The 26,460-nt window shown below is 40.4% G+C and carries 24 protein-coding genes and 2 riboswitches; of the genes, 12 read left to right on the top strand and 12 right to left on the bottom strand.

What is annotated here, in order from left to right:
• The first annotated feature begins 91 nt into the window (after nt 1–91).
• The 5 genes from CHI06_RS01060 (at nt 92) to CHI06_RS01080 (ending at nt 10,024) form a co-directional block, all read left to right on the top strand.
• Nucleotides 92–6,091 carry a DUF4350 domain-containing protein gene (locus CHI06_RS01060; protein ID WP_095246562.1) on the top strand — a complete coding sequence of 2,000 codons (6,000 nt, stop codon included), beginning with the start codon at nt 92–94 and terminating at the stop codon, nt 6,089–6,091.
• A 194-nt stretch (nt 6,092–6,285) separates the two neighbouring features.
• Nucleotides 6,286–6,384, top strand: a riboswitch (TPP riboswitch).
• 86 nt (nt 6,385–6,470) lie between these two features.
• Nucleotides 6,471–7,070 (top strand): YkoF family thiamine/hydroxymethylpyrimidine-binding protein, encoded by a 600-nt coding sequence (locus CHI06_RS01065; RefSeq protein ID WP_095246563.1) that lies wholly within the window; start codon nt 6,471–6,473, stop codon nt 7,068–7,070.
• Nucleotides 7,071–7,652 (top strand): ECF transporter S component, encoded by a 582-nt coding sequence (locus tag CHI06_RS01070; RefSeq protein WP_095246564.1) that lies wholly within the window; start codon nt 7,071–7,073, stop codon nt 7,650–7,652.
• Nucleotides 7,639–9,258 carry an ABC transporter ATP-binding protein gene (locus tag CHI06_RS01075; RefSeq protein ID WP_095246565.1) on the top strand — a complete coding sequence of 540 codons (1,620 nt, stop codon included), beginning with the start codon at nt 7,639–7,641 and terminating at the stop codon, nt 9,256–9,258. Before CHI06_RS01070 ends, CHI06_RS01075 begins: the two co-directional genes overlap by 14 nt.
• On the top strand, nt 9,245–10,024 hold the full coding sequence (locus tag CHI06_RS01080) for an energy-coupling factor transporter transmembrane component T family protein (RefSeq protein WP_095246566.1): 780 nt from the start codon (nt 9,245–9,247) through the stop codon (nt 10,022–10,024). Before CHI06_RS01075 ends, CHI06_RS01080 begins: the two co-directional genes overlap by 14 nt.
• A gap of 54 nt (nt 10,025–10,078) precedes the next feature.
• On the opposite strand, the gene CHI06_RS01085 is transcribed toward CHI06_RS01080, so the two are convergent.
• Together CHI06_RS01085 and CHI06_RS01090 are read right to left on the bottom strand one after the other, a co-directional pair.
• Nucleotides 10,079–10,360: a DUF3221 domain-containing protein gene (locus CHI06_RS01085; protein ID WP_095246567.1), complete on the bottom strand. Its 282-nt coding sequence runs from the start codon at nt 10,358–10,360 to the stop codon at nt 10,079–10,081.
• Nucleotides 10,361–10,390: 30 nt separating this feature from the next.
• Complete coding sequence (locus tag CHI06_RS01090; RefSeq protein ID WP_095246568.1) at nt 10,391–10,840, bottom strand: DUF6376 family protein; 450 nt, start codon at nt 10,838–10,840, stop codon at nt 10,391–10,393.
• Between the two features lie 259 nt (nt 10,841–11,099).
• On the opposite strand from CHI06_RS01090, the gene CHI06_RS01095 reads away from it, so the two are divergent.
• Both CHI06_RS01095 and CHI06_RS30335 read left to right on the top strand, forming a co-directional pair.
• Nucleotides 11,100–11,711, top strand: a complete 612-nt coding sequence (locus CHI06_RS01095) for a transposase (RefSeq protein ID WP_095246569.1) — start codon at nt 11,100–11,102, stop codon at nt 11,709–11,711.
• On the top strand, nt 11,696–11,818 hold the full coding sequence (locus CHI06_RS30335) for a hypothetical protein (protein ID WP_257009126.1): 123 nt from the start codon (nt 11,696–11,698) through the stop codon (nt 11,816–11,818). The genes CHI06_RS01095 and CHI06_RS30335 overlap by 16 nt, the downstream gene beginning before the upstream one ends.
• Nucleotides 11,819–11,879: 61 nt before the next feature.
• On the opposite strand, the gene CHI06_RS01100 is transcribed toward CHI06_RS30335, so the two are convergent.
• From CHI06_RS01100 to CHI06_RS29585, 6 genes are all read right to left on the bottom strand, one after another.
• Nucleotides 11,880–13,472, bottom strand: coding sequence for an aminotransferase class V-fold PLP-dependent enzyme (locus CHI06_RS01100; protein ID WP_095246570.1), 1,593 nt, complete (start codon nt 13,470–13,472; stop codon nt 11,880–11,882).
• Entirely contained in the window at nt 13,465–14,031 is a 567-nt protein-coding gene (locus tag CHI06_RS01105; RefSeq protein WP_095246571.1) for a glycerol-3-phosphate acyltransferase, read from the bottom strand. The genes CHI06_RS01100 and CHI06_RS01105 overlap by 8 nt, the downstream gene beginning before the upstream one ends.
• Nucleotides 14,032–14,229: 198 nt before the next feature.
• Nucleotides 14,230–14,457, bottom strand: a complete 228-nt coding sequence (locus tag CHI06_RS01110) for a hypothetical protein (protein ID WP_095246572.1) — start codon at nt 14,455–14,457, stop codon at nt 14,230–14,232.
• Nucleotides 14,458–14,657: 200 nt separating this feature from the next.
• Complete coding sequence (locus tag CHI06_RS01115; RefSeq protein ID WP_095246587.1) at nt 14,658–16,043, bottom strand: S1C family serine protease; 1,386 nt, start codon at nt 16,041–16,043, stop codon at nt 14,658–14,660.
• A gap of 201 nt (nt 16,044–16,244) precedes the next feature.
• On the bottom strand, nt 16,245–17,057 hold the full coding sequence (gene zupT, locus CHI06_RS01120) for a zinc transporter ZupT (RefSeq protein ID WP_095246573.1): 813 nt from the start codon (nt 17,055–17,057) through the stop codon (nt 16,245–16,247).
• A 205-nt stretch (nt 17,058–17,262) separates the two neighbouring features.
• Nucleotides 17,263–17,781: a hypothetical protein gene (locus tag CHI06_RS29585; RefSeq protein ID WP_095246574.1), complete on the bottom strand. Its 519-nt coding sequence runs from the start codon at nt 17,779–17,781 to the stop codon at nt 17,263–17,265.
• A 385-nt stretch (nt 17,782–18,166) separates the two neighbouring features.
• Here CHI06_RS29585 and CHI06_RS01130 point away from each other — a divergent pair, with 385 nt between their 5' ends.
• The 3 genes from CHI06_RS01130 to CHI06_RS29590 all read left to right on the top strand — a co-directional run bounded on the left by CHI06_RS01130 (nt 18,167) and on the right by CHI06_RS29590 (nt 20,492).
• On the top strand, nt 18,167–18,823 hold the full coding sequence (locus CHI06_RS01130) for a 5-bromo-4-chloroindolyl phosphate hydrolysis family protein (protein ID WP_095246575.1): 657 nt from the start codon (nt 18,167–18,169) through the stop codon (nt 18,821–18,823).
• Nucleotides 18,820–20,004, top strand: a complete 1,185-nt coding sequence (locus CHI06_RS01135) for a toxic anion resistance protein (RefSeq protein ID WP_095246576.1) — start codon at nt 18,820–18,822, stop codon at nt 20,002–20,004. Before CHI06_RS01130 ends, CHI06_RS01135 begins: the two co-directional genes overlap by 4 nt.
• Before the next feature lie 186 nt (nt 20,005–20,190).
• Nucleotides 20,191–20,275: riboswitch (cyclic di-GMP riboswitch) on the top strand.
• Nucleotides 20,276–20,321: 46 nt separating this feature from the next.
• The gene (locus CHI06_RS29590; protein ID WP_165979090.1) at nt 20,322–20,492 is read left to right on the top strand and encodes a hypothetical protein; all 171 of its coding nucleotides are present in this window, start codon (nt 20,322–20,324) and stop codon (nt 20,490–20,492) included.
• Nucleotides 20,493–20,736: 244 nt separating this feature from the next.
• Here the strand turns inward: CHI06_RS29590 and CHI06_RS01140 are convergent, their stop codons facing one another.
• Nucleotides 20,737–21,789 (bottom strand): multicopper oxidase domain-containing protein, encoded by a 1,053-nt coding sequence (locus CHI06_RS01140; RefSeq protein WP_095246577.1) that lies wholly within the window; start codon nt 21,787–21,789, stop codon nt 20,737–20,739.
• A gap of 212 nt (nt 21,790–22,001) precedes the next feature.
• On the opposite strand from CHI06_RS01140, the gene CHI06_RS01145 reads away from it, so the two are divergent.
• Nucleotides 22,002–22,679 carry a copper homeostasis protein CutC gene (locus CHI06_RS01145; RefSeq protein WP_095246578.1) on the top strand — a complete coding sequence of 226 codons (678 nt, stop codon included), beginning with the start codon at nt 22,002–22,004 and terminating at the stop codon, nt 22,677–22,679.
• Between the two features lie 39 nt (nt 22,680–22,718).
• Nucleotides 22,719–22,856 (top strand): hypothetical protein, encoded by a 138-nt coding sequence (locus CHI06_RS29595; protein WP_165979091.1) that lies wholly within the window; start codon nt 22,719–22,721, stop codon nt 22,854–22,856.
• A 144-nt stretch (nt 22,857–23,000) separates the two neighbouring features.
• Here CHI06_RS29595 and CHI06_RS01150 read toward each other — a convergent pair whose 3' ends face one another.
• The 3 genes from CHI06_RS01150 to CHI06_RS01160 all read right to left on the bottom strand — a co-directional run bounded on the left by CHI06_RS01150 (nt 23,001) and on the right by CHI06_RS01160 (nt 26,168).
• On the bottom strand, nt 23,001–23,933 hold the full coding sequence (locus CHI06_RS01150) for a PD-(D/E)XK nuclease family protein (protein ID WP_095246579.1): 933 nt from the start codon (nt 23,931–23,933) through the stop codon (nt 23,001–23,003).
• A 107-nt stretch (nt 23,934–24,040) separates the two neighbouring features.
• Nucleotides 24,041–25,747 carry a hypothetical protein gene (locus CHI06_RS01155; RefSeq protein ID WP_095246580.1) on the bottom strand — a complete coding sequence of 569 codons (1,707 nt, stop codon included), beginning with the start codon at nt 25,745–25,747 and terminating at the stop codon, nt 24,041–24,043.
• Between the two features lie 118 nt (nt 25,748–25,865).
• Nucleotides 25,866–26,168 (bottom strand): DUF4359 domain-containing protein, encoded by a 303-nt coding sequence (locus tag CHI06_RS01160; protein WP_095246581.1) that lies wholly within the window; start codon nt 26,166–26,168, stop codon nt 25,866–25,868.
• Nucleotides 26,169–26,460 lie beyond the last annotated feature (292 nt).

The following is a 26,460-nucleotide window of genomic DNA, read 5'->3' on the forward strand; positions in this document are numbered from 1 at the left end:
AATAATAGAGCTACATATTATGGAAAGAGAGGGGACTATTTTTCTAAAAAGTAGAAATAGATAGCAAAACTAACAAAAGGGTGGAACAGAGATGAGTTATAGCAAGGGGAAAGTTTTAAAACGCTGGATAAGCACATTCATGGCGTTTCTCTTATTAGTTAGCACCTTTTTACCTAGCGGCTTAATGGGGAAAGCCTATGCCGAACAGGCAAATCATATAGTAATCTCTCAAGTTTATGGCGGTGGGGGTAATGTTGGAGCACCTTTTAATAAGGACTTTATTGAGTTATATAACCCAACTGACCAAGACATTTCATTAGATGGCTGGAAGGTTGAGTATGCCTCTGCAGCAGGTACTAACTGGGCTAGTTTATCTCTATCCGGTACGATTCCGGCTTATGGATATTATTTAATTTCACAAGGTGGAGGAGCAAACGGTGTTGATCTTCCTGCTCCAGATGCATCAGGCTCAACTGCTATGTCTGCTAGTGCAGGTAAAATAAAATTAGTAAATAATGAATCTATAGATGTAGATTATGTAGGTTTTGGTTCTACTGCTAGCGCATTTGAGGGAACTGGTCCAACTCCAGCACCTTCTGCTTCAAAGAGTGTCCAACGTAGACCATACGCCAACACAGAACCTGCACCAGGTAAAGGAAATGCTTGGGATTCCAATGACAACAAAACGGACTTTGTTGCAGTAACACCAGTACCAAAAAACACTTCAAGCACTCCTGAAAAACCAATGGTTCCACAAATCAGCTTGCAACCTAAAGGTTTTACTATTCAATTTCTACAAACTGGTACTTCAATAAAGGTAACAGGGGGACCTGAAGCAGTTGAAGGCAAGTCCACTATTAAGGTATATGAAAGCGCGAACAAAGGAACGGCACTTGCAACGGCAACGGCAGATGACAATGGTTCTTTTGATATTACCTTCACGTCTGAAAAAGTGCTGACAGCAGTATTTATTTCTGCCACACAGACTGACTTAGATGAAAGTGCTGCTATCCAAGTTAATAAAGCAGGAGCAAGTGCCGATGTTGTATTTGATAAGCTGAGCTATATGGTAAACGCTGGTAAGGGGACGTTAATTGGTGGCGCGGGTGCCGCTGCTAAGGAAGCCATTATTAATGTATATGCCGATGAAGCCGCTACACAAAAATTAAATGCAGCTGAAGTGAATGCAGGTACAACGGGAGATTTCAACATTACGATTAACAATGCTCCGGATAAAGTTTACGTCACCCAGAAAACAAAAAGCGACAAAGGGATTATGTTAGAAAGTGTTCCTGTCGGAATTCAAAAGGCTGTTTTAGATGTTGTTACACCTATTAATGAAGTAAAAGTAACAGATTCTAAGGGGATTCTGCAAAACTTAAACAATTTTTACACAATTGAAGGTGTTGTGACAGTTGATAATGGTGTCCTTGGTACACAGAAAAACAACTACTACATCCAGGATGAAACTGGCGGGATTAATATCTTCGGAAGCTTAGATTCTAAGCTGACGATTCAGCGTGGAGACGCCCTTAAAGTAACTGGTAAAGTAATTGTTTATAACGGATTAACTGAATTTGAGCCCACCGCAATTGTTAAAGTCAGCGAAGGAAATTCAATTCCAGCTGTGAAATATATTACGATACTTGAGTTAAACACGTTTACAGTGGCTGAACCTCTAGAAGGAAGCTTAGTAAAAGTAAGTGGTAAAGTAACAACAGTAGCAGCTACCGGTGCAAATTACAACGTAACAATGGTAGACGAAAATAATAAAGCAACTACTATCCGCGTAATGGGATCTACTGGTATCAAGCCTGACACAGATTTCATCATTGGCAACAGCTATTCTGTAACTGGAATAGTTGGACAATATACAACAAATGCATCACATGTGAATGGTTATCAAGTTTTCCCACGTGACGTTAAAGACATCACGCCAATGTTAAACTTGAGCCACACGGCATTAATAGAAGTTTTCCAAGCTACAAACATCGAATTTGTTGCAATCGCAAGCGGTGCAGAGTCTGTTACGGCATACTACCGTGCAAAAGATGCTACAGAATTTACGGCACTTCCGATGGCTTCAACAACTGAAGGTCGTTATACGGCTACTCTTAATGCAGCAAACGTACCGGCAAATGGCTTCGAATATTATATTGAAGCAAAGAATGGAGATAAGACACAGACATCTGGAACTAGTGAAGCACCGCATCAAGTAACCTTGATTGCAGACACATTTTCACCAGAATTCTTAAGTGAAACTCCTGCAAATGGTACTAGAGTAGAAAGCCCGCGACCAGAAATTTCAGTTGTAATGGAAGATCCAAGTGAAGTAGACACAACAACTGTAAAAGTTTGGTTCGATGGAAATGAAGTAACAAATGCAACAATCAGCAAAAAGCAGGTGAAATTCACACCTGAGCAAGACCTTAAAAACGGTGATCATACCGTAAAAGTAGAAGCAACTGACTCTAAAGGTAATAAAGGTACGAAAGAATGGACTTTTGAATCTGTTCCTCGTTTTACTGGCGGGCAGCATTTCCGCGGAACCACTCACAACCATACGAATATTTCACATGATGGTGCTGGTAGTCCAGAAGCTGCGGTTGCTGCTGGTAAAAAATACGGTTATGACTGGTTTGCTTTTTCTGACCACTCACACGATATCGATCCAACTTTACTTGGTCAGGACACTGTTGTTCGTGATGGCATGCAAGAACGTACAGGTGGTTCAGATTGGCAGTTAACGAAGGATCTAGCTGATCAGAACACTAAAAATGGTGAATATGTAGTTTTCCCAGCATTTGAAATGACTTCTACAACATGGGGACATTCAAATATCTTTGGATCAGAGAATTTTATCGATCGTAATATTAACGGCAAGCAATACCAAGATCTAAACCAATACTATGCATGGGTTATGACTTACGATGATATCGTCGGACAATTTAACCACCCTGATATGTCAAATGCTGCTTTCAACAACTTCAAACCTTATAACAAAGAAGTGGACAAGCTTTTCACCATGCTTGAGGTTGGTAATGGTTCAGGACACTATGCTTATGCAAATGCTGAGAAGAAGTTCTTCTCTGTACTAGACTTAGGCTGGCACGTAGCTCCAACTTATGGTGAAGATAACCATGAAGGAACATGGGGACAAACAAGAGCTCGTACAGTAATCGTAGCTGACGATCTTTCACAAGCATCTCTATTACACTCTATGCGTAATATGCGTGTGTACATGGTAGAAGATCCAAACTTTACGCTAGATGTACTAGCAAATGGTTATTATATGGGATCTACCGTTGATAGCAAGAACTTGAATTTCAAGATTTCAGGAAGCGACTTAGTTGCTGAAAATCGCTCTATGAGTGAGTATGACTACTTAGCAGCTGATTATAAATCAGATGATAGAGTTGAAAAAGTAGAATTAATCACTAATGGCGGCGTGGTTGTTGATTCTTATTCTCCAATGACCAAAGATTTCACATGGGAACCATCATACAATGTGGCTGGCGGACAGCAATGGTTTGTAGTTCGTGTAACACAAGCGGATGGTGAAAGAATGTATTCTGCTCCAATCTGGTCAAAAGAAGAAGCAGTTGACGTTCGTGTTAACGGAATCGACGTTGAAGGCGAAGTCATTTTTGAAGGCAATCCGGCTACTTTAAAAGCAAGTGTAAGCAATAACGGTACACAGGATGTACAAAATGTAAAAGTTGTCCTTTACTACGATGAGGTAAAAGATGCGAACCTTATTGGGACGCAAACTCTTTCATCTATCGTATCGAAGGGCGTTGGAATTGCAAGCTTTACGTGGAACAACACAATAAAAGGCGATCACAAATTAATCGCTGTGGCTTCATCTGATTATGGGAATCACCAATTTACCCTGGATGTTAATGTAAAAGAGCCACTGGGAATAAAAGTAATAATTGACGCAAAACACAACAATGAAAACACAAGTTCAGACGGTGGAACGTATAAAGACAACCTTAAAGCCTTTACCATTCTTTTACAAAAAGAAGGATATACGGTTGTTGAAAACAAAGAAACCATTACAGATGCAGTATTAAGCACTGTAAAAGTTTTAGTCATTACACACAATCGTACGGCGTTTACAGCAGAGGAAAGTGCAGCCATTGCCAAGTTTGTAAAAAATGGCGGCTCCGTCTTGTTTGCAGGTAAGAGCAATAATAGCACGGACCCTACAATCAATAACTCTTTATTAGGGGAAATTGGTTCAGCGATTCGAATGGGTAATGATGGAGTATTTGATGATAGTAAGGAAGGTAACTTCTGGAGTGATCCAAAGGTAAGCCCATTTGCTGTCCGTGTATCCCCAGGCTTAGTTTCTAATTATATTACGGACCGCGTATCATTCTTAGATTACTATAGTGGAACAAGTTTATCCGCAGCTAATAACCAACCGTTAACAGACGGCGGTAAGGTAACGATTTTAGCAAAAGGAAATGAAACCACTTATCAAGGTAATATTAAGAGCGGCTACACGTATGACGCTGTATCTGATGCTTCTGGCGGTTCAGCAATTCCATTAATTGCATCAGAAGAAATTGGAGAAAATGGACGTATTATCGTTTCTGGTATGAACATTTTCAATGATAAGCAAATTGATGAATCATACGAGCCAAAAGGAAATGACGAGTTCTCTCTAAATGCCATTAACTGGCTAGCAGGACGCGGAACACAAGTAACGAAAATTGGCGACGCACGTGAGTTAGCAGAAGATTCTCAAACTGTTATTGAAGGAACGGTAACAACAGGTGCCGGTGTATTCTTCGATGCATTCTATGTACAAGATGAAACTGGCGGAATTATGGCATTCCAAGAGGTGCCGGCAGGTAGCATTAAACCAGGTGATAAAGTTCGAATCTACGGACACATTATTACTTTTGACGGAAACAAAGAAATTGAGTTTACTAGCTTTAATCAGGATGTTATAAAAATTGGTACAGGTGAACCTTTACAGCCTAAATTAGTACCTACAGGTGAAGCAACATCCGATGATAACCAAGGTCTGCTTGTTAAGGTAAAAGGTAAAGTGGTATCCATTTTTGACGTTAATTCTTATGTAATCAATGATGGATCTGGCGACATTTTAGTCTTCACAGATGGTTATATTGTAAACCAAAGCGGTCCAGTCCCTGTTCTTAAAGTTGGCGATACACTTGAAGCAGTCGGTCTTTCTGGTACTTTTGCTGATGGTACACGTATTCGTGTAAGAGATACGAAAGAATTAATTGGTACGGATACTAGTAAACCAGAAGTCCCAGTTTTAAATACGGTAAAAGACAAAGACACAGTGATTAGCGGAACAGCAGAAGCAAATGCTACGGTAACTGCGAAAGTTGATGGTCAAGAAATTGGCTCAACTACTACAAATGCAGAAGGCAATTTTACAATTGAAATAGCCTTGCAAAAAGCAGGTGCGAAGATTCTTGTTACTGCATCAGATGCTGCAGGAAATGTTAGTGAAGCTGCTGAAGTAACTGTTATTGACGTTACTCCACCAGGAGTCCCTGTTGTAAATGGAGTTAACGATAATGACCTATTTATTAGTGGAGAAGCAGAACCAGGCTCAATTGTAACAGCAAAAGTTGATGATGAAGAAATTGGCAATACTAAAGCCAATGCAGAAGGCGACTTCAAAATTGAGATATCAAAGCAATTAGCTGGTGCAGTGATTTTAGTGACTGCAACAGACGTTTCCGGCAACGAAAGCATACAGGCTCAAGTGAAGGTTACAGATGAAGTAGTGACAAAAGTCAGCGTATCCTACGTTGTAAATGGTAACCATGCCTTTAGGAATGTACATCAATTCACTGCTGCCTCAGAAGGAAGCAGAAATGCAGTATATCGTTTCTTACTCCAAGATGCAAAGGGAGACATTACCCTATTACAAGATTATGGAGTAAACAGCACAGTATCATGGACGCCTAAAATGCCTGGAACCTACAAAGTAATTGTTCTAGCGAAAGACCAATTCAACAATGGTTTCTCCGCATTCTATCACGAGGCCGAAACTGAAATGACCTTTACAGTTGATCCAAGTAAAGGAAAAAACAAATAAGTAAAAAAGTGGAAAGAGTAGGAATACTCTTTCCACTTTTTTTGATATAAATTGTCCGCCTGAGGTGGACACTGTCCACGAGCGGTGCCTGTCACCATAGCCAAAGGCTATGGTGACAGGCACCAAAAAACAACGCCCTTTACAAGATGGAAAATTTATCTTAGTATTAAGCCAACAATAAAAATTGCATACGGTTTTTGCACTAGGGGAGCTTTATGGCTGAGAGGACTTTGTTCCGACCCTTATGACCCGATCTAGATAATACTAGCGTGGGGAAGTGCAGGAGAAGATTATCGTTACGTGAACCTTGATATGATTCGACTGCATTCCCATGGGATGCAGTTTTTTTGTTGCCAAATAACGATAGGGGGAATTTTGGATGTCTAATTTTTGTGGTACGAGTGAAATTACAGGGGCACGTTTTTCGATTTATCCAATGTCTGATAGGTTTGTAGATATTATTCTATCAGCATTAGAAGAGGTGGATACTTCAAAGGTTTGGATGGAGTCGGACGATGTAAGTACATGTGTAAGAGGCAGGTCCGAGCATGTTTTTGATGTTGTGAAAGCTATTTTCCTAGAATCATCAAAAAACGGTGATCATGTTGTGCTGCAAGCTACCTATTCAAATGGCTGTCCGGGAGATTCTGCAGGCGATGTTTATCTTTCCGAGAACTCGGATCGGCTAAATGAGGAAAAATCGCTGCAGATCCAGCAAGAGGTTGCTGTTCAATTTGCGCTATACCCAATGGGTATTCCAACCTATATGAATGTAATTGTTGACCAGTGTAAACTTGCTCAAGAACAGGGAATTTTTACAAAAGGTGTTCACTATGCCTCAAGACTTGATGGCGATGCGAACAAGGTGTTTAAAACGTTAGAGGATGCCTTCCAAGGTGCGCACGACAGCGATTCCACACATATTGTAATGACTGTTGCGATGTCTGCGAACAGCCCTTCAAAAAAGGGGGATAAATAAATGCTCGCAAAATGGAAACTCCGTGAGGTTATTGTTTTATCCGTGCTAGCCGTTGTTTTTGCTGTCGTCTATCTTTTGTTTCTTCAACTCGGGAATGTTCTATTCGGTCTATTTGGTTTGATTGGCTATGATATTATTTTTGGAATTTGGTTTATTGTTTCGATTATTGCAGCTTATATTATCCGCAAGCCGGGTGCTGCTTTTCTTTCAGAAACTGTGGCTGCGACGGTGGAGGTTATGCTTGGAAACGCTGTTGGACCACAGTTGATTGTCTCTGGGATGATCCAAGGTTTAGGTGCGGAAGCAGTCTTTGCCGCAACGAAATGGAAAAATTATTCGACCTGGGTATTGATGGCAGCAGGGATGGGTTCATCCGTATTTAGCTTTGCTTGGGGCTTTTATGTCTCCGGATTTGCTGCTCTTTCACCAGGTTATGTGACCGCAATGTTCTTTGTCCGCCTTGTGAGCGGGGCATTGCTGGCAGGGTTACTTGGTAAGTATCTAAGTGAAGGCCTTGCAAAAACAGGAGCCTTAAACAGTTTTCCATTAGGAAAGGAACACAAGCGCAATGTCACCGTTTGAACCTCAGATTAAGGCGGACGGGCTGGGATTCAGCTATGAAGAGGTCGATATTTTTACAGACTTAACCTTTTCGATTGAAAGAAATCAATCACTGTTACTTCTAGGCCCAAGCGGTTCGGGGAAAAGTACGCTTGCTTTCTGTCTCAACAAGTTATATCCAGAAGCGGTGGACGGGGTATTGAAGGGGGACCTCTCGTTTGAGGGAAAAAAGCTTGATGATTTTAAACCCGGTGAGCTCAACCAAAAAATAGGGATTGTCTTTCAAGATCCAGAAAGCCAATTCTGTATGCTGACGGTTGAAGAGGAAGTAGCGTTTGGCTTGGAGAATTTCCATGTCCCACGTGCTGAAATGGAAGCAAAGATTGATCGTGCATTAGAATTGGTGGGCCTGCAGGCTGAAAAAAAGACTACCATTCATACTCTATCTGGAGGGCAAAAGCAGAAGCTGGCGATTGCTTGTGTCTTGGTTCTCCAGCCTGAGGTTATCATTCTTGATGAACCGACGGCTAACCTAGACCCGCTGTCAAGCTCAGACCTGGTAGATACCATCGCTCGTTTAAAGAAAGAGCGCCCGTTTACGCTGATCGTCGTTGAACATAAGCTTGACGATTGGGTGGAGCTGATTGACCGCTGCCTTGTCCTAGATTCTAGCGCGACGATCCTTTTCGATGGCACGCCTGAACAATGTTTTGGAGAATTTGCTCCTTTTTTAAAAAAGGAAGGCATTTGGCTGCCAAAGGTAGTCGAGGCAGCATTAACAGCAAAGAAATCTGGCGTGTATAAAGGGGAGCGACTTCCGCTCCGAAATCATGAACTACTGTCAGGGCTGCAGGATCCGGCTGCTTTTTTAAAAAAAGAAATCAAAATCATGCCCAATAGCGAACCCATCCTCGAAGTCAATGGTCTGTATGCTCGGGGACATTTGAAAAATGTTAGTCTGACGATTCATAAAGGAGAACTGACAGTACTGGTTGGCGCCAATGGGTCGGGGAAAACGACGTTATCAAAATGTTTGGCCGGACTGGTTCCACTTTCTCAAGGTGAGATTCATTTTCTCGATGTTCCGCTCTCCAAGTGGAAGGAGAAGGATTTATTTCAGCTTCTGGGATACGTTTTTCAAAATCCTGAGCATCAGTTTATCACTGACAGTGTTTATGAGGAAATTGCCTTCGGGTTGGAGCATCGGGCATCTGCTCTTGCCATCCTTGAAAAAATAGGACTGGAAAAACATGCAAATGCCCATCCTTTTTCCCTTAGTCAGGGGCAGAAGAGGCGACTGAGTGTGGCAACCATGCTCGTTCATGAACAAGAGCTGCTTATCCTGGATGAACCGACATTTGGGCAGGATGCCAACACCGCATATGAAATCATGAGGGTCCTTGATGAAAAGAATGGTGCCGTTTTTATGATCACCCATGATATGGAGCTGGTTGACCAATATGCTGATACCGTACATGTATTAGATGATGGAGAGTTGATTTTCTCAGGGAAACCTGAGAGCTTGTGGGAAAACCAAGAAGTCGTAGGCAGAGCAAGGCTAAAGCTGCCTTTTAGGAAACAGCTGCAAAATGAAATCGTAAGGAGAGAGATTCATGTTGCTACATGAGGTGAATCCCAGTATAAAAGCATTTGCTATCGTCATTTCTATCTTGATATTATCAGTGTTTTTCGATCCGATTACACCGCTGGTGACTATCCTCTGGTCAATAACGGTCACCTTCATATTCGGCCGCGTTTCTTTTAAAAAATGGCTGTTGTTATTCGCTCCGTTTTTATTTATCGCGTTCATATATGTATGGACAACTATGCTGTTCCCACGGCTGCAGGCAGGCGATTCGGTGATTTGGCAATGGGGGTTCTTGACGTTGACAGCAGAAGGCTTTCAGAGAGGAGCTTCACTTGGTTTACGAGTGTTAAGCTTTGCCACGTTATCCATTATGTTTACGTTAACGACAAAGCCAACCGACTTTCTGCTTAGCCTAATGCAGCAGTGTAAACTTCCGCCAAAGCTCGCCTACGGAATCATGGCCGGATACCGCTTCCTGCCGTTAATCAAGGAGGAGTTTCAGACCCTGCAAAATGCGCATCGAGTCAGGGGCGTAGCGCGGGCACGAACCCTACCTGAAAAAGTAAAGCAGTTGAAACGATACGTTATTCCACTTCTTGCCGGTGCAATACGTAAAGCAGAGAGAACCGCACTCGCGATGGAATCAAAAGGCTTCACTGGAGAAAAAAATCGAATATTCTACCGTGAAATTACGGTATCGCGTATCGATTGGCTCTTTTTCATTCTCATGATTGGTGCCGTCTGTCTCAGTGCTTTTATTTCTTGGAAACTAGGATATTTACAGTTTTATAATGGTGAACTGTAAATACGAGGCATTATGATTGCAAAAGAAAACAGGCTGAAAGAGTCAGCCTGTTTTCTATTTGATGATCTCAATATTTAAAGCCGTGCCTTGTAAGGGATAGGACTCTCGAACTTTTCCATCTGTCCAAACCGTAACACTTTGACCTTTTTCGAAGTCCCGGCCATCGGTTCCATCAGGCAGTGAGAGCCAGATTAATCCCAATTTTTCATCTTCAACTAAAATACTGCTGCTCTCAACTTCCATAACCGTTCCTTTAATATCATATTCACCTTTAACACTGCAGCCTGTTGGTAAGAGGAAAAATAAAATGAACGAAAAGATTAGATATTTTTTCATGTAGCCCTACCTCCTTAGTGTGGAGTCGAACTATTCACCACCAAGCTGTTGAATTTGGTCAATGATGCTGGTTATATCTTGAACAGATTGAAACAGCTCCGTATTTTCAAGAATAGCTGGATCAAGCAGTCCATCTTTAAAATTGGTCAAGTATGTTTCAATTTCAGCTACAATGAGGCTGTTTTGCTCGATGATTTGCTGATGAAGCTCAGCCGCAATATCGGGTGCTTGAATTTCACTAAAGGCTTGAGCGGTTTCCTGCATTTGTTGAAGCATGGTCTGGAGATCCTCAGCTGCCTGAATGTCACTAACCGCTTGCTGCGCAAGAGCAGGAGCATCACTTGCAAAATCAGTCGCTGCAGACAAATAATCAGTTGCTTCATTAATATAAGTAATCGTATCCTGTGCATCATTAAGGAAAGAACATCCCCCAAGTAAAAATAACATACTCGCAGACAATACAATCAATAGTTTCTTCAAAATAAAACCTCCGTTTTGTTTTTGGCAAATCTGGAGTACTCAGTTCTATTCAAGAATATCATAACCTTCTGGTGCCTGTCACCACTCGTGAACACTGTCCACCTGGAGCGGACAGTCATAAAGTTTTTGTTTGGGTGGTTTTGAGGGAGGAATTTGGAGGATGGTGTCGAATGGTATAATTTAATGTAATCTATTCTCTCCGCTTTTCAACTCACCAATTTTTCATCAATCAAAATCCAATTAATTAGGAGTGACCGCTATGGGTCGAAAACGCCGCTCTTGGTTTCCAGGTGCAAAGTATCATATTACAAGCAGAGGAAATCGTAAATCTACGCTTTTTTACGATGACGAAGATCGAATGAAATACCTTAGCTTTTTAAAAGAAACAATGGGGCGCTTTCCATTTACGCTTCACAGCTTCTGTTTAATGACCAACCACACACACCTCCAGATTCAAACTTCAGACACCTCTCCAACCATTCTTATGAGTCATCTCAATACAAAATACGCCAAATATTTCAATAAAAAGTACAACTACAGCGGCCACGTATTTGAAAAGCGATATGGAGCCGAATTATTAGATTCCCTTGATTATGAATTCGATGTCAGTAAATATATTCATCTGAATCCGCTAAAGGCCGGTCTAGTAGATGGGTTAGAGGATTATCCATGGAGCAGTTACCACGCTTATGTGTATGGCGAAATTAGCACCCTTGTTGACACCAAACATCTGCTTTCCTATTTTCCTTCTCCTGCGTCCAAGCATTATGAAGAATACATAAAAACCCCACTAGCGGATTTATTTTTACTCGACAATGGTAAAGTTTTGATGATTTCTAGAAAGGAGGAAAATCCATGTGTGCAAAAGTAACGAGTATTGGATTAAAAGTGATGGAGGGTTATCGTTTACATGTTGAAGTAAAAACGTTTGTAGGAAATGATTCTATACGAATTGTTGGTGCGGACACTCAAAAATAAAAAAGTCACTGCAAGGATTACATTCTGGCAGTGACTCAATCTGGTCCTCTTGACCATTCCCTTATGCTTGTTGTAAGGCACTTTGTTCATAGGTTATTACTCTATTCAGAAGGTGAGCCATTTTTTCCAAATCTGAGGTTGCATAGTGGTCAATGCAGGCAATCTGAATCCAGTTTCCTCGCTGTAGATAATCACTTTCGTAGTGCAGCTGGTAGCCGTGGTTGTATAGAATATCTCCAACAACAACGGAAGAAATAGAACTTGGTATCTCAATCGTGAGAATAATCGGTGAGCTGTCCTCTTCACTGATGATGGTAAAGCCAAATTGTTTAAGCAGATTGTTTAAGAAAGAATGTGTTGCCACCACTTTTTCAAAGGTTTCGATCTTAATATCTTCTAATGCTGCCAGTAGTGCCTCTAGGAGGTTAGATGACTGCGAAAACGGGATGCTTTTCTTTGCCATGTAGGTTCCTAAATCGAGATATTTCGGAAGTGTTAATGATGGCTGAACCTCATGGTGGTGGAAAACGAACGAAAGGCCTGTCAGAGCGCGGATGGCCTTTCCACTAACACCTGTTGCCAAAAATACTCCCTCTAAGTCTACTTCCATTGCCCCTAAAGAGCTAATGCAATCCAGGCAAAGCTTGAGTTCATATTGTCTCGATATTTCCTTCAACAAACCCAAATCGTTGAGCATCCCAGAGGAAGTTTCACTGTGAACCGCCCAAATCCAACTCGTATCCTCCGATAATTCAGCAATAATTTCCTCACGCGTGAAAGCCTGTCCCCAATCCTTTTGAAGTACATCGAACTTCAGTCCCAATCTACTAGCCTGTTCTACTAAACGGCTGCCAAATTCTCCATTAGCTAAAATTAGCCCCCGTCCAGTTTCTAAGGAAAGCTGTCCTGCCACAACATCATTGGCAAGTGTTCCAGAGCCTAGGAAAATATGAACATATTTACTATTAACCAAACGACCAAGAATATTCTTTGCTTTTTCAAGCTTTTCTTTATAAAGGTCCGACCGATGAGAAATCGGGGTTTTGCTTAATGCTGCCATTACGTTATTCGAGATTTGAACCGGTCCTGGTAAAAAGGGAATGGTCGGTGGTAAGATTCTGCCTGCTATCGACTCATCAAACGTTTTCTTCGTCAAGTACATAGGCTGAAAGAGTGCTTCATCACTCCCCGTTAATTGAGCAAAAGGCTGGAATCCTAATTGACCGTAAAGCTTTAATTGGCGGACTGTTCCGGAGATAAAAGCAATATCGTACCCTTTTTTTAGGCAATATTTTATTAGAAACTGCGCGAGCCCTAAAAATACCCGTCCATTTCGATATTCCTTTTTGACAGATAATAGTCTAACTTCGCACGGAGAGTTAACTGGAAATGACAATGATTGCTCAACGGGACCGATTTTTCGATCAAGTGAAAATGGTCGATTATCGCGAATCGCACCCATACCAATCACTTCGTTTTCTTTAATACAAATGATATATGTATTTTCAGCATGGAATGCATCCACTAACTTTTGTTCCTCATTTTTTTGGTGCTGTGGAATTTCCTCTGAAAAGGTTTGATAGTTTAAGCGATGAATTTGTTCGAATTCATCAGGAGTGGTGGCAATTTTGAAAAAGAATTCGTGCTTACTCATTAGGTTTCAGCCTTTCCTTGAGATTTTCTGCATGTGCTGCGTAAAGCATAGCGATAATACCTAATGCTATCAGGCAACTTAGCCAATCATTATTTTTTATAAAAAGTACCACTGGGATAAAAAGAAAAGTCGCTAATCCTGCTAAAGTGAAGCTTTTAAAAAAAGGATAAAGGACGCAAAAACCTAGGATAATTACTGGAACAAGTAGCGGTTCAAAGGTAATAATTCCACCAATAAAGGTAGAAATCCCTTTTCCACCCTTAAATTTAAGGGTAACCGGCTTGATATGCCCCAAAATGGCCAGGGCAAGCCCTACTAGTTGAATAGTTTCTGAGAATTGCAAATAACGGGCAGCTAAGATAACTAGGACACCTTTAAGTGCATCCCCGAGAAAAATCAGTACAAAAGCCGTTTTGCCATGAAGGCGGCCGGCGTTTCTTGCACCGACATTACCGCTCCCTTGAACACGAATATCCTTCCGATAAATGATTTTCGTGATAAGAAAGCCAAACATGATACTACCTATAAAATAGGAAAGAATAAGGTATAACCAAATCATTCGAAACACAACCTTTGTGGGTTCTGGCTATAGGAAAAAATGAATTTATTACCATTATAATATGATTCTTACATTATTCACATATACTTTGTGAAAACAACCTTTAAAAAGCAAAAGAATGACCTACACCAAGCATTAAGAGGGAGTTCTACCTATGAGTTAAATTAAAAACATCCTCCAGTTGAGGATGTTTTTCTATTAGTCACCGCCGCCGCCACCGCCCGAGTCTCCGCCCCCGGAGTCGCTGTCTGAGCTGTAGGCATGATCGTTGCTATAGTCGTTGTCGTAATGATGATAGTGGTGGCTTTTGCTATTACTTCGGTTAGGGAAAACTAAAAAAGCTAATATAATCGATAAAACCCCAAAAAATACTTGATCAGTAAAAATTAAAAATACCCCAAAAATAAAAATGAGGAAACCAACCAATCGTAATATCCCTCTCAGAAGACATTCCTCCCCTAAAGTTAACATTTATTAATAGATATTAACTCCTATTACTTTTTATACGTTTAATCCATATTTGTAACTAAAATAAAACACCAAGGGATTCCCTTGGTGCCTGTCACCATTTATTCATTTTCCTTCATTTATACATACATTTATACATACATTTTTTTAGATGACTTTTAACTATCATTTTCTTCATCTTTTTTCTGCTGTTTCTTTTGCTGTTCTTGGAGTGCAAGTATGATATCTTGGACGTCAATTATTCCATCGTTGTTTAGGTCCTGAATGGTGTTTTCCGGTACCTGTGGCGGTGGTGCTGCTGGTGGTATCTGCGTTGCTGCAGCAGGTGCAGGTCTATTTTTCGGTTTAAAGGCAAAGGTGAATACTAAGAGCAGAATTATTAGTAAGGCGGCAACACCATCTGCGATATAGAAGATGGTTTTATAATCTGACCATAAAGTTTTGCTGTCACCAGCTCGTTGTTCGGAATTCGTGATGAACTTTTTGATTTCGGAATGGTTTGGATAGAGTCTTTGGACTGCTTCAAATTTTTCTAGAGCATTATCATAATAGCCACCCCAATAAAGCTCCAGCCCTTCCTTATAAAGTTTATCTGTGCTGCTTGATGTATTCTTTGCTCCTGCTTGGTTTGTAAATTCTTTTACAGTATTAACTGGCACTGAAAAGTTGAAGCCTTGAACCTCTTGACCATTTACGGTATCGCCTCTAAAGGTTAGTAAGCCAATGATTTCTCCTTTTTCATTGATTACTGGTCCACCGCTATTCCCATGTGTAGCAGCTGCATTAATTTGAATAACCGGGCTTCCTTGCTCCGTTTTCTTATCAGTAGCAGAAATTTGACCAGCATTCATTGAGGATACGAGAGAGGAATCAGGTGATAGCAGATCAGAATCGGCTGCAGCTGGGTAGCCGCTTACCCAAATGTTATCCTGGTTTTGGATATTATCAGAATTTCCAAGCTTTAAGGTAGGAAGGTTTTTCCCTTCAATCTTAAGTACCGCTACATCTTTCCCTTCATTAACAGGTGCACCATAGCTTTTTACTTCCCCATCAAGTGTGTCTCCGCCAGGTAAAATAACTTTAATGACCTTTTGAATCCCAGTGTATTGCGTGTAAGTCAACATATATTCATACGCTGTTTCATAATCTACCTGAAAATAATCTGCCATAATCGTAACAAGCTGATCAAATGCAGCATTGGCAATATCTTCGTCTTCCATCTGAGCCGATTCTACAACATGAGCATTCGTGACAATATACCCATCAGAGCTAATTATTGCACCTGAACCAGAGCCCCCAACAACAGACTGGTAGTTTAATTGACTTAGTATGGCCTCTACCTCTGGGTCATTTGGATTGTTAAACTGCCAACTAACAACAGAATAACCTAGAATCCGAACAACCGCTGGCTTCGTGTATTCCGCTAGCTTTTGAGCTTGAGAAATATTCGAAGAGCTTGGCTTAATACCCATTAGAACAAAGGAAGTAACCATTACCCCAATGAGTATCAAACAAAGCGGTATTGTAAAAAGGGCCCTTTTCATCAATAAATTCACCCTCCTCCATAAATTTTGGGAATTTCCATCTAATATATGCCCCTAATGGAACCATGAAACTTTGTACTTAAAAATAAATAACCCCGGTGCCACCCCGGTGCCTGTCACCGCTCGTGGACACTTTCTTGAATTGGACAGTAAAAAAGCCAGCAATTTGCTGGCTTTTGTGCATTCTCTTGGAATTTTTGTTTAGATGAATAGTAAAAGGCTAAGTGCCATGACGGCCATACCTGCTATGAGCCCATAGATTGATAGATGGGTTTCATCATATCTTTTTGCAGCAGGTAATAATTCATCGAGGGAGATGAACACCATGATCCCTGCAACCGCTGCGAAGATAATTCCGAACATAACATCGTTTAGGAAAGGCATTAAGAATAGATAGGCAACTATTGCACCAATTGGTTCCGATAAGCCCGACAAGAATGATAGTTTGAAAGCCTTTTTCTTATCACCTGTCGCAAAATAAACAGGAACCGAAACAGCAATGCCCTCTGGGATATTATGGATCGCTATCGCAACCGCGATGGCAATACCAAGAGCTGGGTCCTGTAAAGCCGAAGTAAAGGTAGCAATTCCTTCCGGAAAGTTGTGAATACCAATGGCAAGTGCCGTAAATGTCCCCATTTTTAATAGGTCAGGCTTTTTACCGTCATTTATGTTAGGTTGATTCATATCTTCTACTGTTTTCAATTCATGCGGGTTTGATTGCTTTGGAATAAATTTGTCAATAGCAGCAATCAATAGCATGCCTCCGAAAAATCCACCAACCGTTAACCAGTTCCCCGGAACAACACCCATTGCATCGACAAGAGCTACCTTTGCTTTTACAAAAATCTCTACCATGGATACATAGATCATGACACCAGCAGAAAATCCAAGGGTAACAGATAGAAATTTCGTATTTGTATGTGATGTAAAAAATGCGAGCAGACTTCCTATACCTGTTGCAAGGCCTGCAAATAATGTCAGTCCAAACGCAAATAGCAGATTTTCCGTCATAGTCTCTTCTCCCTTTATTATATTATGTTTCTTTATTTGAAGGTTTTGAATAATATTATATATGCGCAAATACAGAAATGTTTCTTTTGAGAAACATTTTACACCCGCTGAAACAAAAAAACAGTAAAAATATCTTAATAATATAAAAAAGCGTGGGGTCCATGTATATTACATATGGACCACACGCTTTATCTTTTATAAAAGATCAATATCCTTGGCCGAAACCGCCGCCATAACCACCCATTCTAGGACCATATCCCGGTCCATACATGCCATAACCAGGACCATATCCAGGGTAACCTCCAGGATATCCGTATCCAGCACCGTATCCTTGACCATAACCACCGTATCCATAACCACCACCAAGACTTGAACCTAAATAACCTAATCCAAGACCAAGCAGTCCAGCACCTACATTACCTAGATTAAAGCCACCACCGTGGTGCCCGCCGCCGTGATGTCCGCCGCCGTGATGTCCACCGCCGTGATGTCCGCCACCATGATGCCCGCCACCATGATGCCCGCCACCATGATGCCCGCCACCGTGGTGCCCGCCACCGTGGTGCCCGCCACCGTGGTGCCCGCCACCATGATGCCCGCCACCGTGGTGTCCGCCGCCGTGATGTGCGCCGCCGTGATGTCCGCCGCCATGTTGCCCGCCACCATGTTGGCCTCCTTGTTGTCCATATCGATAATCAAAGGGCATTCCAAATGATTGATACATTTGTTCATCGCGCTCCTCTATCTATAAATTTGAAATATTTTCAAGTATTACCTTCATAACCTATGTGTATCTGGGTAATCCTCTTGGACTAAAGCCTAGATAACAATAAACAGCAGAAAAGAGGAGGCAGACTGTCCGCCTGAAGGGTGGAACTGTCCACCCTAGGTGGACAGTGTCCACGAGCGGTGCCTGTCACCGTCATCCAAAAATACGTCTTAGGTCTTAGGCTTGTTTACGTTTGTGGTCTATGGAAAGCAGGATTTTTATGGTGTATTGTTGAAGTAATGAAGGAAGTCTTGCCTTTGTAGGTATTTTGTTTTGTTGAAACATTTTTGTTGGTCATTCGTATGAATATAAAGGATTTTTTAGTCAGGAGTCGATTATGATGAACCGATTTTTAACGTTTTTAGTCCAAAGTGTTGTGACTGTTCCATCTGCCGTCACGGTATGGTTTTTAAGTTATTTTGCATTCGATTTAACATTTTTGATTTCATCCGCCATTTCATTAGCAGGTGGAGTCATCGTTTACAAAATTACATCCGGGGTCATGACATCCCGCTTTTTAAAAAAACAACAGCTCACAAGAAAAGAATATCGTTATATAAAGAAAAACCTAGATGAAGCCAAACAAAAAATTAATCGCTTAAATAAATCTCTCTTTTCCATTCGTGATCTATCGACTTTAAAGCAGAGACTAGAGGTTCTCCGGATTACACGGAAAATACAAAGCATGACGCATGCAGAACCTAAGCGCTTTTATAAGGCTGAAAAATTTTACTTTTCCCATTTAGATTCTGTTGTCGAGCTTACAGAGAAATATCGATTTTTAGCGCAGCAGCCTAAGAAAAGTCATGAGATTGATGTTTCTTTATACGAGACACGCCAAACCTTAACCGACCTAACTAAGGCATTAGAAGAGGATCTCTATCATGTGGTGGAAGATGATTTAGATTCCTTGAATTTTGAAATTGATGTTGCCAAGCATTCCATAAAAAAACTCAATGATCCTAAAATCATAGATGAAAGCAGGAGGCTAAAATGAGTGAAAATAACTCACACCAATTAAATAAAACAGGGAATTTATTAGATGACATCCTAGCCAACCCGTTTGGTGAAAATCAAGAGCTAGCTCCGCAAACCCAGCAATCGCCACAGCTTCAAGAAGCAAAGCCTACTAAGCTGATTGATGTCATACCGGAAGAAAACCGTGCAAAAGCCTACCAGCTTGCTGAACAAATTGACCCGAAAAACCACCAGGCGATGATTACGTATGGTACCCAAGCACAAGGGAAGCTTTTAAGCTTTTCACATACGATGCTTGAGCATGTACAGAAAAAGGATATCGGCGAGGTTGGCGAAATCATAAGTGATTTGATGAAGCGCCTTGATGAGGTCAATCCGGATGAATTAAAGGATGGGAAGCCATCCTTTTTCGGACGTATGTTTGGGAAAATCTCAAATTCTCTTCAAGAGGTATTGTCCAAATATCAAAAGACAGGTGCACAAATTGACAGGATTAGTGTGAAACTAGACCGGAGTAAGAACGTGCTTTTATCGGATATTAAATTGCTCGAACAGCTTTATGAAACAAATAAAGAATATTTCCATGCTCTAAACGTGTATATTGCAGCGGGAGAAATTAAGCTTGAAGAGCTCAATCAAAAAACAATCCCAGCAATGAAAAGGGAAGCGGAAGCAACAAGTGATCAAATGAAATTCCAAGAAGTGAACGATATGATTCAGTTTGCAGACCGCTTGGATAAACGCCTATACGATTTGAAATTGAGCCGTGAGATTACCATCCAGAGTGCTCCGCAAATCCGTCTGATCCAAAACACGAACCAAGCGCTTGTGGAAAAAATACAATCGTCCATCATGACGGCCATTCCGCTTTGGAAAAATCAAGTTGCGATTGCGCTAACCCTCATTCGTCAGCGCCATGCAGTAGAGGCGCAGAAAAAGGTCTCACAGACCACAAATGAACTGCTTTTGAAAAACGCAGAAATGCTTAAAACGAATACGATTGAGACAGCGAAAGAAAATGAGCGTGGTCTCGTTGATATCGAGACCCTTAAAAAGACTCAGGAAAGTTTAATCACCACGTTGGAAGAAACGATGCGAATCCAAGAAGAAGGGCGTCACAAACGCCGCCTGGCTGAACAAGAACTGGCCAATATGGAAAATGACTTAAGATTAAAACTCTTAGAAATCAAAGGTAAATAAAAAAGCGTCAAGTTCCAATAATGGAGCTTGACGCTTTTGGTTATAAAGAAGTTGTCAAGGTTGTTCGTTTTGTTAAAAAAATAGGAATAGCAGCCTATTGGGAAAATTGGAACCGGAATCAAAGTAGGACCTAAGACTCTTTTTAATAATTTTGTTGTATCTTATAGTTCTATTAAACACATAAATCGTACGAAACGGCAAAACTATTGAAAAATGGTGACGCAAAACTAAAGGGGCTAATGTTTTAAGACGATGCCAGCCAGTTACCGAACACGATCCTCTGCGGTTTATGTAAATCAATAGAGGAGGTTTTCTTTGTGTTGTTGAAAAATGTATTATTACGGAGTAAATATTATTATCACGTATTTCAGTATCGGCATATGGAAATGATGCAAAATGATTGTTTATGTGAGGAACTTAAGTGCGAGCTTAAAGTGAAGTCATTGTATCATAATAGTAAAGCAATTGAATTAGGAGCAAGAATATAGAACAAAAGCCTGGGGTTTCCAGGCTTTTTACTTTGGGGATAAGTTGTGGATAGAGTATAGATAAATGTTAGTAAATAATCAACAGCTGTGAATAAGTATGTTTATAATGTGGATAATCATATAATCCTTGTGGATAAATTCCTTGGAGATTTGCTATTTTCAAAACCTAAGTTGATAAGTTCTAGATTTAAAGTTTCATATAAAAAAGCATCGGAGTAATTTCCGATGCTTTTTATCAGTCAGTTTAGTGTGACATGGTTTGGCTTCCATCATCCGTTCCGTCTTTTGTTACTTTCAAAATTCCAACGGCGCCCTTGGTTACATGGGTAAACTGATGTGTCACAATGGGATAACTGCCTTCTTTTGTGACTGTGAATTCAACAACCGCCCCGCCGCTTGCCGGCAGCATGACAGTTTGCAAACCTTTCATGAGGTTAAATGGATTACCATCGATATAAACATTGTCAAATACGGTTCCGACCACATGAAAACTGCTGACTTCATTTGGCCCCACATTGTTAATGTAAATTCTGACTTTGTCGCCAACCTTCGCAAGGAGCGGTGTATCAACTAGGGCGCCAACGGTACCGTTTGTATTCAAATCGCCTTCTTTTAAGGCTTTAGCCGAGAAGACCACATTACTAGGAACTCCATTTGTAAAATCCTCTAAGTCGTTGTATTTATACCATTCATTTTGAACGATGACAAATTCACGGTCAATTTCAGAATCAGTCGGGTAGCCGTCTTTAGGCTTAACAATAATGGTTCCGTGCATTCCATTTGCGATATGGGCTAAAACTGGTTTTGTACCACAGTGGTACATGAAAACTCCAGGATTGTTCGCTGGATAGGTAAAGCTGCCAGATTCATTTGGCATAATATCTATAAAATCCTGTGATGGGGAGGCATGAACGGCATGAAAGTCCATGCTGTGCGGGATGGACGGATCCATGTTTTTTAATGTAAAGTTAATGGTATCGCCTTCATTCACAACAATGACTGGTCCTGGGGCTTCACCATTAAATGTCCATGCTTTGTACAGATTGCCTTTGGAAATTTCGATATCGGTAATTTGTGCGGTCATGTCAATATTGACTTCGTGTTCACCGACACGTTCTATGTTGACGGGAATTGGCTTTTGATTGAGATTTTTGTGAGGTTCAATGACTTGTGAGGCAGTATTAGCTTTTGCTACTTTTGCAGACTGTGTATCCAGGGAAACTTTGGCAGAATTACAAGCACTTAAAACCATTACAGAGGTGACAATAACACTTGCAAACTTCAAGAAATTTCTCATTTGATTCTACCCCTTTAAATTAAAATTGTTTACTCTTACATTGTAAAATTTGTATAAAATACCCTAGTGATTTGAATCACTCATTTATCGGAATTGTTTGAACACTTTGTGAAATGTTGAACAATTAATAATGTAAATAAGTTAATTAAGTAAAATAAGTAACTAATACAAATTCTTTGGTAAAACTCGTTTATATGAAGGAGGAATAAAGGATGTTAATTGAATTTATTGCAGTAACTGTAGAGGACGCGAAACTAATTGAAAGATCAGGTGCAGACAGAATTGAATTGGTATCAGGTTTAACCGAGGGAGGCATAACACCCAGCTATGGGCTAATCGAAAAAGTGGTTAATAGTGTTTCTATTCCAGTTAACGTTATGGTTAGACCGCATGGTCAATCGTTTTGTTATACAGAAGATGATATTGCAATTATGAAAAATGATATACGTGTTATTCGAAACTTAGGGGCAAATGGTGTGGTGTTAGGAATGCTGGATGGAGAAGGGAATATTGACTTCTATCAGCTTGAAGAGCTACTTACGGAAGTAGGAACCATGGAGGTAACTTTTCACCGCGCCATCGACAGTTCCAATAATATAGTCGAGAACGCAGAGAAATTAAATCAATATAAAGAAATTAAAACCATTTTAACCTCTGGAGGACATGGCGACTGGCAAACACGTTTGGATACCCTAAGAAAATTGAAAGAAATTTGTAAGGAAACGGAGATTCTAATTGGCAGCGGCCTGTCAAAAGATAATATCTCTGAAGTACATACACAGGTAGGAACAAATTGTTATCACTTCGGTACAGCGGTAAGAATAGACCATAGCATTTTAAAAAGTGTTTCCCTAGAAAAAGCAGTAGAAATCGTTCATACATTGAAATAACTGGGCATATTAAAAATAAACCTACAACTGGAGGAAACAATGGAAAAAGAAAAAGAAAGAGACCAAACAAGCCAAGGACTCAATCAAATCTTCGAAATCATCAACGCCAAAGGTGACGAGGGAGAACTAAAGCAAATCCTCGAAGAAGATGAAGCAGAAGAGAAGGAAGGGAAATAGGGTGCCGAATTAGGGTGCCTGTCACCAAATGGTGAAACCATTTGGTGACAGGCACCGCTCGTGGACACTGTCCACCACAGGCGGACAGAAGGGTCAAAAAAAAAAGACCTCGAACTATGATAAAGTTTGAGGTCCTTTTTTTGGTTAGTACATTTCACATAGTTCTTTGTAGTTGCAGCGGTCGCATTTTTTGATGATGTTGGTTTTTGGGAATAGGTTAAAGTTCAATGCCTGGTTTGCACGAATGTCATCTAAGTAGCGCTGCATTTGAACAACGCTCATTCCAAAGAGTTCATGAACTTTTTCGAGGTCTGTTTCCGTTAATTGATAGGTTTTGTGTGTACCGGTTAACAGATATTCATTTCGGATGACAATCTCTTCAATGGTTTTCACCTTCAATACCCTTTTCAAATAAAGAGCATACAGTGCTAATTGGTGTCTGTCCTCGAAGGATTCTTTTCCGGTTTTCCAATCAACGATAATCCATTTTCCCTCTTTTATATCCCGGTACAAAAAATCCATAACGATAAAGATCTTAACTCCATCAATAAACATAAACCGAAAACGCTCGGCTTCAACAAACTGCATTTCTTTCTTTTCTCTTACATCCGTAAAGGTTTTGCTCGTCAAAAAGTTCCCCATCGAAACACTTAAGCGTTTCTGGATTTCATCCACTTTATCCCTCGGCAGCCCGCCATTATAGTAAATTTCATGGAGCATTTGAAAATGGTTCGGTCTCTCTCTCCATAAATCAGCCCGAAGCATTGAATCCTTAAAGGCAGTATTCATTGTGCCACGCAATCGCTGAATTAATTCTGCTTCCGGCGGGATGAACCCTGTGTTTAAATAGTTTCCAATCACTGAAAGAATAAGGTCATGGACAGCACTTCCAAATAGAATCTTTAAGTTTGTCATTTTCTTAAAACGATAGGCATCTTTGGCGAGAATATTAGAATCACGCAGCCAGCCATTGTGACTGATATAATATTCAAAAGCATACTTTCTCGGACATTCCATCAGTGCTTTGTGGCGTGACAGTGACCAAGAGAATTCAGGATATGGTTTTATTTCAAACATGGTGGCAACCCCTTTTTAAAGGTATCATTCATGATCCGCCTAAATGTTTACTGGAAAATCCGATAAAGAGAGCATTCCCGTTCGAGGATTGCTCTCTTTATCGCAGCTTATTTCTTCTCAAATTGTTGATTGACGAATGAGTACGTTTCCGATTGTCCTTGGGCGCCAAGGAGTGTAAGTGTATTATCAACTAATTTCGCATCAGACATCCCATTTATGGCTAGGTCAGATCGCAGACCTACACTTCCATTTTCAGTAAGCAGGCTGTACACCCATACAAACGATTCATAGGTTTGATTGAGTGCCATAATCACCACCTCAGGGGTGCCGCTTTTATCGAAATCATGCTCTGTATGGTAAAGGGAAAACCCTTCTTTTAAAACTCCTTTTTCATCAAAAGGTGAAGCCTCGGAATCAATCACCAACTCAAAAGGGGTTTCGATATTTTGCCCGCCAGTTAATACAAGGCTTTTTCCTCCAGTTGGATTTGCCTGCCCAAAGGTTATGGTCTGTTGTTCTCCATTTACAAGAAACACATATGGATTACCAGCGTCCCAACGTTGAAACGGTTTTAACGAGGTTTTTTCACTCACTTCCACTTGAACCGGTGTTGCAGGTTTGTTGGTTTTTGAAAAGGCTGTCTTTTCATTTTTGTCAAACAATATATCATTCCCAAGATAAATCCCGCTTCCAACAACAAGGGTGCTGAGAAGCAATATGGATACATGCACGCCATACCTTTTAACAAATTTAACGACGGGACTAGCGGTTTCATTTTGAACTTCTTTCACCAATCTGCTAAAGCTTGTGGTTGATATCATTTGGAGCTCTTTTTTAGCACCTTTATTCTTCCAAATCGACCTTGGATGGGTTTTTAAATAGGCCTTCAATGCTCGATGGTAATGATGATCGGGCTGAAGGTTTTTCGCACTCCATTTAATAAATGATAACATTCGCTCATCATCTGCATGTTTACTCAAATATCCAAAAAGCTGTGGATAATGATAACTCCCTTCTTCATTATCAAAAGCAGCGAGTATATGCTGGAAATACTTTTCCGAAACGTTACCCCGCAGAATATTTTTTAATATATCACGAAGTTCATCGCGGTTTGCAGGTGATAAACGCTGAAGGATTACTCCCACAGAAACGACAGGTTTGGTGAACAGTTCATGCAGGACCTTCAATTTCTGGTACTTACTGATGATTTTTCTATCCTTTAGTTCTATCTCAGTCAGCTTTCCAGTTGAAAGGAGCGCAAAGGCATCGATGTCCTTGAGAGTTATATTCTGTAATTCAAGATCATCTACTAACGCAATTTCCGCGTAAACCATCATCTTGTCTTTTATTTTTGAAAAATCAACTTCAAGGTTTGTTACGTTAAATGCTTGTACAGCACTAGCTGCTTTATATGGATCGGTGGAATTGCCAACAGCATCTGCTGTCTTTTGGATTGCCAGTACCTGAAAACAACGGTTCTTACGTAAATAGGGTGCAGTTTCAAGCAGATTATTTATCTCTGCTAAAATGTCTTCAACCTGAGTGAGATTGAATTTGTTTTCAAGAATTAGCTTTAACAGATTACTGTAGTCCTGTTGTTGATGAATAAATTCTAGTACATAGTTGTAGATACTTTCATGGCCCTCAATCAATTTCCATATTGCATGAAAAACTGATTGGTTCTGGTAATGTTCGAGTGTGTTCAGAATAAAGGCAAGGCCTTCATCTTTAAGGGCATTCTGGTTAGATTCAAGCACAGCTTTAAAAGCTTCAATTACATATTCCTTATTATTTTTCTCATAGAAAGCACTCAAACCTACTCTCTCCCTTATCAGTTTCTGCTATTAATATAGTTAATTTATGCTCTGAAACTTTATCGGATGAAAAGGAATACTCCATCATATAAAAATAAAAAGACCTCATCTGGTCTTCTTATTTTTCATTTTTGGAAATTGGAATAAATGTATTGAAGAACCCGATGCAGGTGACCTGACTCAGGCCGATTTCGGAAAAATCGGTTTTGTAGACTGAAAATATGAAGTAATCTGATTCCGTTGTTCCCATATCGAAAACCTCTTCCCCTGCTAGTGAAAGAATCCCTTTTTCAAGGATATTCGAAGATTGATCCATCGCTTCATGGGTAATCCATTCTATGTATTCCGAACGCCCAGGGTTTGTTTCGGATAATACGAATACAATGACTATCAATAGGATAATAGAAATGACCTTTTTCACTTTTCAGCCCCATTCTAATAATTGGTAATATTCACTCATTTTAAGTATAAATGTGGAGATTATGATTGTAAATATAAACCTTAGTGCTACATCTCTAGTAATATGATAAATTAGTACTAATTAACATTAAAGGGGATAAGTCTGTGACAAGAATATGGAAATGGGTTGTTGCGTGCTTACTTTTCCTGCTGTTACTTAATGGACTAGGAATTTTGGCCGTACAGTTTTTATAAGAGAGACTCTGTTAAACTTGGCTGTTGATTTGTGCTCTAGGCGCTTCGCTTTCCTCAGG

Origin of the sequence: Bacillus sp. 7884-1 (genome assembly GCF_002272245.1) — a bacterium.
GTDB lineage: Bacteria > Bacillota > Bacilli > Bacillales > Cytobacillaceae > Neobacillus.

What these genes read in the sequence shown, in the direction of transcription:
- CHI06_RS01130 (WP_095246575.1), top strand. Translation starts at nt 18,167, where the DNA reads ATGAACCGATTTTTAACGTTTTTAGTCCAAAGTGTTGTGACTGTTCCA.
- CHI06_RS01105 (WP_095246571.1), bottom strand. Translation starts at nt 14,031, where the DNA reads ATGATTTGGTTATACCTTATTCTTTCCTATTTTATAGGTAGTATCATG.
- CHI06_RS01150 (WP_095246579.1), bottom strand. Translation starts at nt 23,933, where the DNA reads ATGTTTGAAATAAAACCATATCCTGAATTCTCTTGGTCACTGTCACGC.
- CHI06_RS01145 (WP_095246578.1), top strand. Translation starts at nt 22,002, where the DNA reads ATGTTAATTGAATTTATTGCAGTAACTGTAGAGGACGCGAAACTAATT.
- CHI06_RS29595 (WP_165979091.1), top strand. Translation starts at nt 22,719, where the DNA reads ATGGAAAAAGAAAAAGAAAGAGACCAAACAAGCCAAGGACTCAATCAA.
- CHI06_RS30335 (WP_257009126.1), top strand. Translation starts at nt 11,696, where the DNA reads ATGTGTGCAAAAGTAACGAGTATTGGATTAAAAGTGATGGAGGGTTAT.
- zupT (WP_095246573.1), bottom strand. Translation starts at nt 17,057, where the DNA reads ATGACGGAAAATCTGCTATTTGCGTTTGGACTGACATTATTTGCAGGC.
- CHI06_RS01140 (WP_095246577.1), bottom strand. Translation starts at nt 21,789, where the DNA reads ATGAGAAATTTCTTGAAGTTTGCAAGTGTTATTGTCACCTCTGTAATG.
- CHI06_RS01080 (WP_095246566.1), top strand. Translation starts at nt 9,245, where the DNA reads ATGTTGCTACATGAGGTGAATCCCAGTATAAAAGCATTTGCTATCGTC.
- CHI06_RS01095 (WP_095246569.1), top strand. Translation starts at nt 11,100, where the DNA reads ATGGGTCGAAAACGCCGCTCTTGGTTTCCAGGTGCAAAGTATCATATT.
- CHI06_RS01115 (WP_095246587.1), bottom strand. Translation starts at nt 16,043, where the DNA reads ATGAAAAGGGCCCTTTTTACAATACCGCTTTGTTTGATACTCATTGGG.
- CHI06_RS01135 (WP_095246576.1), top strand. Translation starts at nt 18,820, where the DNA reads ATGAGTGAAAATAACTCACACCAATTAAATAAAACAGGGAATTTATTA.
- CHI06_RS01070 (WP_095246564.1), top strand. Translation starts at nt 7,071, where the DNA reads ATGCTCGCAAAATGGAAACTCCGTGAGGTTATTGTTTTATCCGTGCTA.
- CHI06_RS01100 (WP_095246570.1), bottom strand. Translation starts at nt 13,472, where the DNA reads ATGAGTAAGCACGAATTCTTTTTCAAAATTGCCACCACTCCTGATGAA.
- CHI06_RS01085 (WP_095246567.1), bottom strand. Translation starts at nt 10,360, where the DNA reads ATGAAAAAATATCTAATCTTTTCGTTCATTTTATTTTTCCTCTTACCA.
- CHI06_RS01075 (WP_095246565.1), top strand. Translation starts at nt 7,639, where the DNA reads ATGTCACCGTTTGAACCTCAGATTAAGGCGGACGGGCTGGGATTCAGC.
- CHI06_RS01060 (WP_095246562.1), top strand. Translation starts at nt 92, where the DNA reads ATGAGTTATAGCAAGGGGAAAGTTTTAAAACGCTGGATAAGCACATTC.
- CHI06_RS01065 (WP_095246563.1), top strand. Translation starts at nt 6,471, where the DNA reads ATGTCTAATTTTTGTGGTACGAGTGAAATTACAGGGGCACGTTTTTCG.
- CHI06_RS29585 (WP_095246574.1), bottom strand. Translation starts at nt 17,781, where the DNA reads ATGTATCAATCATTTGGAATGCCCTTTGATTATCGATATGGACAACAA.